Annotated in this window: 14 protein-coding genes; 7 read left to right on the forward strand and 7 right to left on the reverse strand. The window is 69.8% G+C overall.

What is annotated here, in order from left to right; genetic code table 11:
* Positions 1-397: 397 nt before the first annotated feature.
* Positions 398-1,048: a DNA-3-methyladenine glycosylase gene (locus ACIRD7_RS20585; RefSeq protein ID WP_403455114.1), complete on the reverse strand. Its 651-nt coding sequence runs from the start codon at positions 1,046-1,048 to the stop codon at positions 398-400.
* Positions 1,049-1,188: 140 nt separating this feature from the next.
* On the opposite strand from ACIRD7_RS20585, the gene ACIRD7_RS20590 reads away from it, so the two are divergent.
* The 3 genes from ACIRD7_RS20590 (at position 1,189) to ACIRD7_RS20600 (ending at position 3,206) form a co-directional block, all read left to right on the forward strand.
* On the forward strand, positions 1,189-1,971 hold the full coding sequence (locus tag ACIRD7_RS20590; protein WP_403455116.1) for a sporulation protein: 783 nt from the start codon (positions 1,189-1,191) through the stop codon (positions 1,969-1,971).
* A gap of 43 nt (positions 1,972-2,014) precedes the next feature.
* Positions 2,015-2,554: a YbhB/YbcL family Raf kinase inhibitor-like protein gene (locus ACIRD7_RS20595; protein WP_403455118.1), complete on the forward strand. Its 540-nt coding sequence runs from the start codon at positions 2,015-2,017 to the stop codon at positions 2,552-2,554.
* 145 nt (positions 2,555-2,699) lie between these two features.
* Positions 2,700-3,206: an HNH endonuclease gene (locus ACIRD7_RS20600; protein WP_403455120.1), complete on the forward strand. Its 507-nt coding sequence runs from the start codon at positions 2,700-2,702 to the stop codon at positions 3,204-3,206.
* A 139-nt stretch (positions 3,207-3,345) separates the two neighbouring features.
* On the opposite strand, the gene ACIRD7_RS20605 is transcribed toward ACIRD7_RS20600, so the two are convergent.
* From ACIRD7_RS20605 to ACIRD7_RS20615, 3 genes are all read right to left on the reverse strand, one after another.
* On the reverse strand, positions 3,346-4,293 hold the full coding sequence (locus ACIRD7_RS20605) for an SPFH domain-containing protein (RefSeq protein WP_403455122.1): 948 nt from the start codon (positions 4,291-4,293) through the stop codon (positions 3,346-3,348).
* A gap of 133 nt (positions 4,294-4,426) precedes the next feature.
* On the reverse strand, positions 4,427-4,858 hold the full coding sequence (locus tag ACIRD7_RS20610) for an NfeD family protein (protein WP_403455125.1): 432 nt from the start codon (positions 4,856-4,858) through the stop codon (positions 4,427-4,429).
* Between the two features lie 77 nt (positions 4,859-4,935).
* On the reverse strand, positions 4,936-5,733 hold the full coding sequence (locus ACIRD7_RS20615; RefSeq protein WP_403455127.1) for an ABC transporter ATP-binding protein: 798 nt from the start codon (positions 5,731-5,733) through the stop codon (positions 4,936-4,938).
* Between the two features lie 146 nt (positions 5,734-5,879).
* Between ACIRD7_RS20615 and ACIRD7_RS20620 the strand changes: the two genes are divergently transcribed.
* Positions 5,880-6,668, forward strand: coding sequence for a hypothetical protein (locus tag ACIRD7_RS20620; RefSeq protein WP_403455129.1), 789 nt, complete (start codon positions 5,880-5,882; stop codon positions 6,666-6,668).
* A 183-nt stretch (positions 6,669-6,851) separates the two neighbouring features.
* On the opposite strand, the gene chpE is transcribed toward ACIRD7_RS20620, so the two are convergent.
* The 3 genes from chpE to ACIRD7_RS20635 all read right to left on the reverse strand — a co-directional run bounded on the left by chpE (position 6,852) and on the right by ACIRD7_RS20635 (position 9,045).
* Positions 6,852-7,097 (reverse strand): chaplin ChpE, encoded by a 246-nt coding sequence (gene chpE / locus ACIRD7_RS20625; protein WP_403455130.1) that lies wholly within the window; start codon positions 7,095-7,097, stop codon positions 6,852-6,854.
* 168 nt (positions 7,098-7,265) lie between these two features.
* Positions 7,266-7,907 (reverse strand): response regulator transcription factor, encoded by a 642-nt coding sequence (locus ACIRD7_RS20630; RefSeq protein ID WP_126390802.1) that lies wholly within the window; start codon positions 7,905-7,907, stop codon positions 7,266-7,268.
* Positions 7,900-9,045, reverse strand: a complete 1,146-nt coding sequence (locus ACIRD7_RS20635) for a GAF domain-containing sensor histidine kinase (protein WP_403455132.1) — start codon at positions 9,043-9,045, stop codon at positions 7,900-7,902. Before ACIRD7_RS20635 ends, ACIRD7_RS20630 begins: the two co-directional genes overlap by 8 nt.
* A 248-nt stretch (positions 9,046-9,293) precedes the next feature.
* Here ACIRD7_RS20635 and ACIRD7_RS20640 point away from each other — a divergent pair, with 248 nt between their 5' ends.
* The 3 genes from ACIRD7_RS20640 (at position 9,294) to ACIRD7_RS20650 (ending at position 12,180) form a co-directional block, all read left to right on the forward strand.
* Positions 9,294-9,992 (forward strand): SDR family NAD(P)-dependent oxidoreductase, encoded by a 699-nt coding sequence (locus tag ACIRD7_RS20640; RefSeq protein ID WP_403455134.1) that lies wholly within the window; start codon positions 9,294-9,296, stop codon positions 9,990-9,992.
* On the forward strand, positions 9,989-11,083 hold the full coding sequence (locus ACIRD7_RS20645; protein ID WP_403455135.1) for an S-adenosylmethionine:tRNA ribosyltransferase-isomerase: 1,095 nt from the start codon (positions 9,989-9,991) through the stop codon (positions 11,081-11,083). Before ACIRD7_RS20640 ends, ACIRD7_RS20645 begins: the two co-directional genes overlap by 4 nt.
* A gap of 299 nt (positions 11,084-11,382) precedes the next feature.
* A complete protein-coding gene (locus tag ACIRD7_RS20650; protein ID WP_403455137.1) occupies positions 11,383-12,180 on the forward strand; it encodes a transglycosylase SLT domain-containing protein in 798 nt (265 codons plus the stop codon).
* The last annotated feature ends 36 nt before the right edge of the window (positions 12,181-12,216 follow it).

Consider the following 12,216-nt stretch of genomic DNA (forward strand, 5'->3'; position numbering starts at 1 on the left):
TATCAACATATCTGGCGTTGACTTTTGGCACGCTGTTGAGTTCTCAAGGAACGGACGCTTCCTTTGTACTCACCCTCTCGGGCTTTCCTCCGGGCTTTTTCCCTTCGGTCTTGCGTTTCCGACTCTATCAGATCCTTTTCCGATCCGATTCCCTGTCGGCGGGATTGCCGTAGTGCCTTGGGCTTTCGCCCGTCGGCCTTTCGACATTCACTACGTTAGCCGATTCCCCCGGCCGATTCATAATCGGGCTCTGCGGATTCGAATTCAGGCATGCGAGCACGCGAGAAACGACCCCGCTGAGGGGTTCTCGTAGGTAGTGGTTTGGCCGCTCCGGCTGCTGACTTCGCAGTACCCGGTTCAGCGGCTCGGGCTACGTTACGCGCCCTGCCAGGGCACGTCAACTTCGGCGGCGCTTGGGGACGTGGGCCCGATAGGGGCTGACCGTAGGGTCGTCGGCGATCCAGAAGCGCCAGGGGTGGATGTCACCGTTACCGCCGTCACCTGCCACCCCGGTACGGGGGCCGTTAAGTACCTGGTGGGCGGGGACGGACGTGCCCGTGAGCATTCTCAGCGGGGTGTCGCCCGGGGCGCACGCGTCGGTGCCGTCCAGGGCCCGGTCCACGTCCAGGGCGGTGGCCAGGCGGGCGGGGCCTTTGGCCAGTTCCTTGTCGTCGCGGGCCGAGAGTCGACGTCCGCGGGCAAGCTCGGCGCCCTCGATGATCTCGCCGGCGCGCAGCAGCACCGCGCAGGCCTGGCCTTCGGGGCCGCACACCAGGTTCATGCAGTGCCACATGCCGTAGGTGAAGTAGACGTACACATGTCCGGGGGGACCGAACATCACGTCGTTGCGGGGTGTGCGACCGCGATAGGCATGGGAGCCGGGGTCGTTCGGGCCGTCGTAGGCCTCTACCTCTGTGAGGCGGATGGCGATCGGACCGTCCGGGGTGGTGCGTACCAGGATCCGGCCCAGGAGGTCGGGGGCGACCTCCAGGACGGGGCGGTCGAAGAAGTCCCGGGGAAGAGGCGTACGGTCGGGAGTCGCGATCATGCCGTCCGAGGGTAGTGCAGACGGGTGGTCTCGGCGGGGTGGTCAGGGAGCGCGCTGCTTGCCAGGGTGGTGACGCGGAACCGGCCACGGCCGGATCGCGTTTGTAGGGATCAGGGATCCACTCTGAGAAGAGGAGAGTCATGGCGTTCAAGAAGCTGCTCGCGAGCCTGGGGGCCGGCGGTGCTTCGATCGAGACGGTGCTGACCGAGGTCAACGTCGTCCCGGGCGGTGTCGTCCAGGGTGAGGTGCGGATTCAGGGCGGGTCCGTTAGCCAGAACATCGAGGGCCTGTCCGTGGGTCTGCAGGCCCGCGTCGAGGTCGAGGGCCAGGACTCGGAGTACAAGCAGGACATCGAGTTCACGAAGATGTCGCTCGGTGGCGCCTTCGAGCTGCAGGCCGGGGCCGTGCACGCCGTGCCGTTCGGGCTGGAGATCCCCTGGGAGACGCCGGTCACGACGATCGACGGTCAGCCGCTGCGGGGCATGAACATCGGCGTCACGACGGAGCTGGCGATCGCGCGGGCCGTGGACTCCACCGACCTGGACCCGATCAACGTGCACCCGCTGCCCGCGCAGAAGGCGATCCTCGACGCCTTCATCCAGCTGGGCTTCCGCTTCAAGAGCGCGGACATGGAGCGCGGTCACATCCGCGGTACGCGGCAGAAGCTGCCGTTCTACCAGGAGATCGAGTTCTTCCCGCCGCAGCAGTACCGCGGTATCAACCAGGTCGAGTTGAGCTTCGTCGCGGACGAGCACACCATGGACGTCGTCCTGGAGATGGACAAGAAGCCGGGGCTGTTCAGCGAGGGCAGTGACACCTTCCGGTCGTTCCAGGTGGGCCTGAACGACTTCCAGGGGACCGACTGGGCGGCATATCTCAACCAGTGGCTGTCCGAGGTCGGCAGCAAGCGCAACTGGTTCTAGGCTCGGAACTGCTGATTCCACTGTTTCGTCAGGAGGTATCGAAGTGACCGAGCTCAAGAGGCGGCCGCTGCCCCACGACTTCCATCCGCCCGTGCCCTCGTTCACGGTCACGAGCGAGGACGTCGAGCACGGCGGGAACCTCAAGGACGCTCAGGTCCATGCGGCCGGCAACCTCTCCCCGCAGCTGCGCTGGGAGGGCTTCCCGGCCGAGACCAAGAGCTTCGCCGTGACCTGCTACGACCCGGACGCTCCCACCGGGAGCGGGTTCTGGCACTGGGTGGTCTTCGACATCCCGGCGTCGGTGACCGAGCTGCCGGCCGGTGCGGGCAGCGGCAAGTTCGAGGGGCTGCCGGAAGGTGCCGTACAGGCGCGGAACGACTACGGGTCGAAGGACTTCGGCGGCGCCGCGCCGCCGCCCGGGGACGGGCCGCACCGCTATGTGTTCACGGTGTACGCCGTGGACCAGGAGAAGCTCGGTCCGGACTCGGACGCGAGCCCGGCCGTGGTCGGCTTCAACCTGCGGTTCCACGCGCTCGCGCGTGCCCATCTGATCGGTGAGTACGAGGCGCCCGCCGAAGCCTGACGTTCATGGAACGTTTGCCCGCCCCTGGTCATGGAAGTGATCGGGGGCGGGCACTTTTTATTTCGTTGTCCATCTCGGCGTGCCCGGCCAGAGTTGATCCCAGCCCGCCAGGGGGTGGGCAGGTGCGCACGGGAGGTGGGCTGCAATGCGGGACACGCTGGTACTGAACGCGAGCTTCGAGCCGCTGTCGACGGTGACGTTGAACCGGGCCGTCGTGCTGGTGCTTCAGGACAAGGCCGTCGTCGAGCAGGCCCACCCCGAACTGCGTATGCGCGGAGCCGAGGTCGACATACCCGCGCCCCGGGTGATCAGGCTGTGCAGGTACGTGAGGGTGCCGTTCCGAAGACAAGCACCGTGGTCGAGGCGGGGTGTTCTGGTGCGGGACCGGCACCGGTGCGCGTACTGCGGGCGCCGGGCCACGACCGTGGACCACGTGGTGCCGCGGTCGCACGGTGGGCAGGACACGTGGCTGAACACGGTCGCCTCGTGTGCGGAGGACAATCACCGCAAGGCCGACCGGACGCCCGAGCAGGCGGGTATGCCGCTGCTCAGGGAGCCGTTCGAGCCGACACCCGCCGATGCGATGTTGCTGACGCTGGGGGCCGAGGAGTTCGCTGCGCTGCCGGATTGGTTGGCTGTGGACGCGGCCTGACCATTCGCCGTAGGGCCATGGGTGGTTCGTGGGCTGCGGGTTCGTTGTGGCTGGTCGCGCAGTTCCCCGTGCCCCTGAAGGAGTCGGGGCCCGCCTTCGTTGGAAGGCGGGCCCCATTGTCGTATCGGCGGAAACCGCGTCAGTCGATCGACGGCTTCTCCCGGCGTTCCGTGCCGGAGCCGGAGGAGCCGTTGCCGCCCGAACCGCCGCCCAGGCCGCCCAGGTTGCCCATCGCGCCGGAGAGGCCCTTGAGGGCGTCGCCGATCTCGCTGGGGACGATCCAGAGCTTGTTGGCGTCGCCCTCGGCGATCTTCGGGAGCATCTGGAGGTACTGGTAGGAGAGGAGCTTCTGGTCCGGGTCGCCCGCGTGGATCGCCTCGAAGACCGTGCGGACCGCCTGGGCCTCGCCTTCCGCGCGCAGGGCGGCGGCCTTGGCCTCACCCTCGGCGCGCAGGATCTGGGACTGCTTCTCACCTTCGGCGGTGAGGATGGCGGCCTGGCGCGTACCTTCGGCGGTGAGGATCGCGGCGCGCTTGTCACGGTCGGCGCGCATCTGCTTCTCCATCGAGTCCTGGATGGAGGTGGGCGGTTCGATCGCCTTCAGCTCGACGCGGTTGACGCGGATGCCCCACTTGCCCGTTGCCTCGTCGAGGACGCCGCGCAGGGCCGCGTTGATCTCCTCGCGGGAGGTCAGGGTGCGCTCCAGGTCCATGCCACCGATGATGTTGCGGAGTGTGGTGACGGTGAGCTGCTCGATCGCCTGGATGTAGCTGGCGACCTCGTAGGTGGCGGCGCGGGCGTCGGTCACCTGGTAGTAGATGACGGTGTCGATGTTCACGACCAGGTTGTCCTGGGTGATCACCGGCTGGGGCGGGAACGGCACGACCTGTTCGCGCAGGTCGATGCGGTTGCGGATGGTGTCGATGAACGGGACCACGATGTTGAGGCCCGCGTTGAGTGTCCGCGTGTAGCGGCCGAAGCGTTCGACGATGGCCGCGCTCGCCTGTGGGATGACCTGGATCGTCTTGATCAGGGCGATGAAGACCAACACCACCAGAATGATCAGGACGATGATGACCGGTTCCATCGTCGTTTCCCCGTACCCCTTCTCCGCTGCGGCAACTTCGGCAGATCTTATGCTTGTTGAAGATCTTGCTGGTCGAGTCTGACAGACCGTCGCGTGACTCGTGAGGGCTTCGCGCCAGTTACGTCGTGCGAGGTCACATGACGATCGCCGTGGCGCCCTCGATGTCCACGACGTCCACTTCCTGGCCTACTTCGTAGGCGCGGTCGGTGTCGAGGGCGCGTGCCGACCAGATCTCTCCGGCGAGCTTGATCCGGCCGCCGGTTGCGTCGACGCGCTCCAGCACGACGGCCTGTTTGCCCTTCAATGCCTCGATGCCGGTGGCGAGTTGGGGCCGCTGTGCGCGGTGCCGGTTCGCGATGGGCCGTACGACGGCGATGAGTGCGGTCGATACGACGACGAAGGCCACGACCTGGACGACGGCGTCACCGCCGAAGAGGCCGGCGACGATCGCGGCCGCGACGGCGCCCACCGCCAGCATGCCGAGTTCGGGCATCGCGGTGATCACGAGCCCGATGCCGAGCGCTGCCGCGCCGATCAACCACCAAACCCACGCGTCGATTTCCACATGGTCATGGTAGGACCGCGGGCCCTGTCGCCGACAGGGCGCCGATCGTTTGAAAGGGCCTTCTTACCGGGGCCGGGTCAGGAGAGCGGGAGACCCTGGGCCGTCCAGCGGTCGCCGATCTGCTCGACGACGAGGGGCAGGCCGAAGCAGAGGGAGAGGTTGCGGGAGGTGAGTTCGAGCTCCATGGGGCCGGCGGCGAGGACCTTGCCCTGGCGGATCATCAGGACGTGGGTGAAGCCCGGGGGGATCTCCTCGACGTGGTGGGTGACCATGAGCATCGAGGGGGCGATCGGGTCGCGGGCGAGACGGCCGAGGCGGCGGACGAGGTCCTCGCGACCGCCGAGGTCGAGGCCGGCGGCGGGCTCGTCGAGGAGGAGCAGCTCGGGGTCGGCCATCAGGGCGCGGGAGATAAGGGTGCGCTTGCGCTCGCCCTCGGAGAGGGTGCCGAACTTCCGGTCGAGGTAGTCGCTCATGCCGAGGCGGTCGAGGAAGGCGCGGGCGCGCTGCTCGTCGACCTCCTCGTAGTCCTCGTTCCAGGTGGCGGTCATGCCGTACGCCGCGGTCAGCACCGTCTGGAGGACTGTCTGGCGCTTCGGGAGCTTCTCGGCGAGGGCGATGCCCGCCACGCCGATGCGCGGGCGCAGCTCGAAGACGTCGGTGCCGGGCTTGCCGAGGGTCTCGCCGAGGATGGTGGCTGTGCCCTTGCTGGGGTAGAGGTAGCTCGAGGCAACGTTGAGGAGGGTGGTCTTGCCCGCCCCGTTCGGGCCGAGGATGACCCAGCGCTCGCCCTCCTTGACCGACCAGGAGACCTGGTCCACCAGAGCCCGGCCCTCACGGACCACGGATACGTCCTGAAGCTCCAGAACATCGCTCATGAGCGCGTTGTCTCCCCTTGCAGTGTGACCGGTGTCGGCGTCTCGGCGTCTCGGTGGTCGCGTGCGCCTGTGGGCGCAGCCCTCAAGGAAATCTACGCCACCGGTCCGCCGCTTCATTCCATCGGTCCGGTCCTTAGGGTGGGGGCATGCTCTCGGAACCACGCTCAGGACGCCTGGCCGCTTGGGGAAACGCCCTTTTGGCCGGACTTGTCTCGCCGGATGACGCTGTACTGGAGATCGTCGGCGCCGATGCCGTGCACCGGGTGGAGGGGCTGCCCGGTGAGTCGGCGCCCGTGGGGCTCACGCTGGCGCTCGGGCGGCTGCGGACGCTCGGGGTGAGCGGGCTACGGGTCGCCCTGCCGGCGCCGGGGCATCCGCTGGGGCTGAGCGGGCCGCCGGATTTCAACGCGCGGGCGATGGACGCCGAGGAGGCCGTGATCTGTCACGGCTCCGCACTCGGGCTGGTGCCGGAGGTGTACGAGGCCGGGCCCGACGGTGATGTGCACGTCGAGGTCGTCTGGCACTGCCTGGCCGTACGGGAGGCGCCGCCCGCGGATGTGCCGTCGCTGGGCGAGGCCGAGCGGGAGCTGGCGGAGGCTCTGCGGGATGCGACCGCGGTGCTGGCGCGACTGGACGTCGCCGGGTCGGGGCCGGTGGCGGAGGCGGCGATCGACGCGTATCGGGCGCGGGCCGAGCGGGGGCGGGAGGTGCTGGCGCCGGGGTATCCGCCGCGGGCGGTGCGGGTGCTGGAGCTGGCGCAGCGGGTGGGATTGCTGCTGTCGCTGGCCCATGAGAACGGGCACGGGGGTGCGGTGAGCTCCGCGGAGATGGGGGCGCGGGCGGAGGCGTTGCGGCCGGTGGAGCGGGTGGCTCGGCGGGCGCAGGTCGCCGCGTACAACTCCGTTGTGGAGGAGCGGGAGCGGGGCGTGCGGTGAGCGTCGGTCGTGCGGTGGGGGCGTTGGTGTGGTCGTGTCTGGGGGCTCTGCCCCCAGGCCCCCGTGTCGGCCGTGAAGGGGCCTTGTCCTCAAACGCCGGACGGGCTAAGCGTTGCCGGCATACGCAGACCGGCCTCCCGGGTAACCGGGAGGCCGGAGGTCACTGCTCGCTTCGGGTCGGCGTCACTTGTTGACGGCCAGGTTGCCGAAGGCCGGGTTCAGGATGCCGACGACGTTCACGCTGTTGCCCGAGACGTTGACCGGGACGTGGACCGGGGCCTGGACCAGGTTGCCCGAGACGACGCCCGGGGAGCCCACGGCCTGACCGTCGGCGTGCGCGCCGTCGGTGGCGGAGGCCATTCCGGCACCGGCGGCCAGCAGGCCACCCGCCACCATCGTCACGGCCGCTGCCTTCTTCAGGTTCTTCACTTCTAAGCCCTCCTTGCGATTGCCGCGGCAGTCGCCGCAGCACGCACTGGAGAACGGCGGAGATCCACGAAGGATGCGCCATCCGGGGGACATTCCCACGACGGTATGAATCTCAGTCCGGAGCGGGACGCTCCGTATTGCCGTCCGTCATGCCTTCCGGAGAGCGTTTCAGCCGGTCACGCCATGGCGTACGGCCCACAGCGCGGCCTGGGTGCGGTCGGCGAGGTCGAGCTTCATCAGGATGTTCGAGACGTGGGTCTTGACGGTCTTCTCCGAGAGGACCAGGGCTCTGGCTATCTCGCGGTTGGAGCGGCCGTCGGCGATCAGCCCGAGCACCTCGCGCTCCCGCTCCGTCAGCGAACCCGCTCTCCCCTGTCCCGAGTTGGCCTCCTCCTGGGACAGCAGGGCGCCCGCGACCTCGGGCTGGAGCAGGATGTGGCCGGCGTGGACCGAGCGGATGGCGCCGGCGAGCGCGTCGGGGTCGACGTCCTTGTAGACGTATCCGGCGGCGCCCGCGCGCAGGGCCGGGATCACCGTGCGCTGTTCGGTGAAGCTGGTGACGATCAGCACGCGCGCGGGGTTGTCGAGCTCGCGGAGCTTGCGCAGGGCGTCGACGCCGTCCATGCCCGGCATCTTGACGTCCATGAGGACGACGTCGGGCTTCAGCTCCTCGGCGCGGGCCACTCCCTCGGCGCCGTCGGCGGCCTCCCCCACGACCTCGATGTCGTCCTGCACCTCCAGGAAGGTGCGCAGTCCCCGGCGGACGACCTGGTGGTCGTCGACGAGCAGCACCTTGATTGCGTCAGCCACCGGGGACCTCCATCTCGATCGTGGTGCCCTTGCCGGGCGCCGACTCCACGGTCAGCGTGCCGCCGACCCCGCTCGCCCGGTCCCGCATGGAGACCAGGCCGAGGTGGCGTCCGGCACGGCGTATCGCCTTCGGGTCGAAGCCGCCGCCGTCGTCCGTGATCCGCAGGACCGCTCCGCTGCCGCGCCGGTCCAGCGTCACGTCTACGTGTTCGCCGCCGGAGTGCCGCAGCGCGTTGTGCAGGGCTTCCTGGGCGACGCGCAGCACCGCTTCCTCCTGGGCGGCGGGCAGGGCCTTCACACCGCGGCCGGTGAAGGTGACGCGGGCGGTGTGGGCGCGGTCGAGGACCTGGATCTGGGTGCGCAGGGTGGCGACGAGGCCGTCCTCGTCGAGGGCGGCGGGGCGCAACTCGACGACCGCCGCGCGCAGTTCGTCGGCGGCCTCGGCGGCGAGCACGGCCACCTGGTGCAGCTCGCCCTTGGCGCGGGCCGGGTCGCGGTCGATCAGGGCCGTTGCCGCCTGGGCCGTCAGGCGCAGGGAGAACAGCTTCTGGGCGACCGCGTCGTGCAGTTCGTGGGCCAGCCGGGAGCGTTCCTCGGCGATGGTCAGCTCTCGGCTGCGCTCGTAGAGGCGGGCATTGGTGAGGGCGATGGCGGCGTGCTGGGCGAGGATGGAGAGGAGTTCCTGGTCCTCCTCCGTGAAGCCGCAACTGCCTTCGGGCTTCTGGCAGTTCTTGTTCGCCAGGAACAGTGCGCCGATGACCTCGTCGCCGTCGCGGATGGGCAGGCCCAGGAAGTCGGACATGTCGGGGTGCGCCGACGGCCAGCCTTCGAAGCGGGGGTCCTTGCGGACGTCGGCGAGGCGCTCGACCTTGGCCTCCTGGAGCATGGCCGCGAGGATGCCGTGCTGGCGCGGGAGCGGGCCGATGGCCTTCCACTGCCGGTCGCTGACCCCGTCGACGACGAACTGCGCGAAGCCTCCGTGGTCGTCCGGGACGCCGAGCGCGGCGTACTGCGCGCCGAGCAGCTCGCGGGCGGAGGCGACGATCGTCTTGAGGACGTCGCGCACCTCGAGATGCCTGCTCATGGCCAGCAGCGCGGAGCTCACCGCGGCGAGGCCGGACCTGGGGCCTTGACTCATGCCCTCACGGTACCGGCGGGGTGTGACAGCCGGATCGGACCTGTGGAGGCGGCCGACTGGGGCCGTGGTCCTACGTCTGTGGTCCTGCGTTCAGGGGCGTAGGTCGAACGGCCCCGGGTGCGCGGCTTAGGACGAAGGGCCCCGCGGCATTGCGGCCCGCGTCCGAGGCGGGGCGTGATGCCCGGTTCCTAGGTTGAGGGCAGCGCCGCCGCCCATCGGGGGCGGTCGGGGACGAGGGGACGGAAGTCATGCCGGTAGCGATCATCACGGGAGCTTCGAAGGGACTGGGGCGGGCGCTCGCCGAAGCCCTGGCCGCGCGCGGCTGGGATCTGGTGCTGGACGCCAGGACGGCGAGGGTCCTCAAGGAGACGGCGTCCGAGGTCCAGGCGTACGGCACGCGCGTGAGGGCCGTGCCGGGGGACGTCACCGACGCCGCGCACCGGTCCGAGCTGGTGGCCACCGCTTGGCGGCTGGGCGGCCTCGATCTGCTGGTGAGCAATGCCAGCGCGCTGGGCGTCGAGCCGCTGGTACGCCTGGACGAGCTGCCGCTGGAGGGGCTGCGGCGGGCGCTGGAAGTGAACGTGGTCGCCGCGCTGGCCCTCGTCCAGGAGGCGCTGCCGCTGCTGCGGGCCTCCAGCGCGGGAACGGTGATCACGGTGAGCTCGGACGCGGCGGCCGAGGCGTACGAGACGTGGGGCGGTTACGGGGCGTCGAAGGCCGCGCTGGACCATCTCGCGGCGGTGCTCGGCGAGGAGGAGGCGGGCCTGCGGGTCTGGGCGGTCGACCCGGGTGACATGGCCACGGACCTGTACGCGGCGGCCGTACCGGACGACGACGATCCGCGGCCGGCGCCGGCCAGTGTGGCGCCGGCGTTCCTGCGGCTGCTGGACGAGCGTCCGGCGAGCGGCCGCTACGGTGCTCCCGCTCTGCTGGAGGGGAGGCGATGACGCTGGCGGTGAGGGTGCCGGAGGAGTTGTCGGCGCGGATTCCGGCCGAGCAGCGGGGGCCGGGGCTGGGCCGGGACTCGGTGCGGCTGCTGGTGTCGCGGGGCACCGAGGTGTCGCACCACACGTTCGTGGAGCTGCCGCGGCTGCTGCGGGCCGGGGATCTGCTGGTCGTGAACACGTCGGAGACGCTGGCCGCGGCCGTGGACGGGCGGATCGGGCACGCGCGCGTGGTGGTGCACTTCTCCACGCGCGGGGACGACGGGCGGTGGGCGGTCGAGCTGCGGGATCCCGATGGGCGCGGCACTACGCGCGCGCGTGCGGGCGTGCTCGCGGGCAGTGAGGTGCGGCTGCCGGGTGGGGCGGGGCTGGTGCTGGAGGAACCGCTGAGCGCGGGGAGCCGGCGGCTGTGGTGGGCGCGGGTCACGGGGCTGCGGGGAGCAGGAGTGACCGGGCTGATGCGTGAGCACGGGCGGCCCATTCGCTACTCCTATACGGAGCGGGACCAGCCGATGTCCGTGTACCAGACGGTGTTCGCGCTGCCCTCGGCCGACGGTGCGGGCAGTGCGGAGATGCCGAGCGCGGCGCGGCCCTTCACGGTCGGGCTGGTCACGGAGCTGGTGAGCCGGGGGGTGCAGTTCGCGCCGATCACGCTGCACACCGGGGTGGCGTCGGCGGAGGCGCACGAGCCGCCGTATCCGGAGCGGTTCGCGGTGCCGGAGGCGTCGGCCCGGCTGATCAACGCGGCCAGGGCCGGGGACGGGCGGGTCATCGCCGTCGGGACGACCGCCGTACGGGCCGTGGAGTCGGCGGCGGACGCCGACGGGGTCGTACGCGCGCGTGAGGGGTGGACGGACCTCGTCGTCACGCCGGAGCGCGGGGTGCGGGTGGTGGACGGGCTGCTGACCGGGCTGCACGAGCCCGAGGCCTCGCATCTGCTGATGCTGGAGGCGGTCGCCGGGCGGGCCGCGCTCGACCGCGGTTACGAGGCGGCACTGGACGGGCTCTACCTGTGGCACGAGTTCGGCGACGTCCATCTCCTCCTCCCGGCGGAGGATCCTCACACAGAGCATTGCTCCAGCAACTGCCGGTGAGACTGTTGCACGGCCGATGTGAGCCCGCGCATAGGGTCCACGTCACGTACGAAAGTCCGTAGTAGGTAGGGGAGTCCCTTTTGAGCGGCGCAGACAGTCCTGTCTGTCCTATTTTGCCCTTCCTGGCTCCACTATCGCGGATCGTACGTCACACCTTTGCCAGCCGATTTTGCGGCCGCTAAGAATTGCTCTCGTCGCTCAGCGCCGTGGGTTCAGCCCGCGGCGTTTGTGCCGGAAGCACCCGTGTCCCCCGACGGACAGCGAGCGACCTCCGCGCAATTCGAAGAGGTCCCACTGCCATGCTCAAGAACGCCAAGAACCGTGCTCTCAGTCGTGCCATCACCAAGCGTCAGAAGATCGCGATAGCCGGTGTCGGCACCCTCGGTGCCGCCGCTCTGGCCCTGTCCGCCGTCCCGGGCAACGCCCAGACGACGACCACGGCCGAGGCCCCCGCGGGCAAGGTGGCCTACAGCAAGGAGCCGATCAAGGACGTCAAGGGCAGCGTCACCGACCAGCTCGCTTCCGCCGGCGTGAAGGCCGAGGAGATCTCGGCCAAGCACAAGGCCGCCGTCGCCGCCGCCAAGCACCGCGCCGCCGTGGCCCACGACAAGCACGTCGCCGCCCAGGCCGCCGCCAAGCAGCGGGCCGCCAAGGCCGCCGCCGCGAAGAAGGCCGCGGCCGCGAAGAAGGCCGCCGCCGAGCGCAAGGCGAAGGAGGCCGCGAGCCGGTCCGCCAAGCGCGTCGCGGTCAAGCCGGTCGCCGCCAAGAAGTCCTACGCGAACAACCTCGACGGCTGGATCCGTGAGGCCCTGGACATCATGAAGAAGCACGACATCCCGGGCACCTACCACGGCCTGCACAAGAACATCATGCGTGAGTCCTCGGGCAACCCGAACGCGATCAACAACTGGGACATCAACGCCCAGAACGGCGTCCCGTCGATCGGTCTGCTCCAGGTCATCAAGCCGACCTTCGACGCGTACCACGTCCCGGGCACGGCCTGGAGCCAGTACGACCCGGTCGCGAACCTGACCGCCGCCGCCAACTACGCGGCCGACCGGTACGGCTCGATCGACAACGTCAACAGCGCGTACTGAGCGAGGTAGGCGCGGGCCTCTCCTCCGTACGCCGAA

It is taken from the genome of Streptomyces sp. NPDC093568, from assembly GCF_044764945.1.
GTDB lineage: Bacteria > Actinomycetota > Actinomycetes > Streptomycetales > Streptomycetaceae > Streptomyces.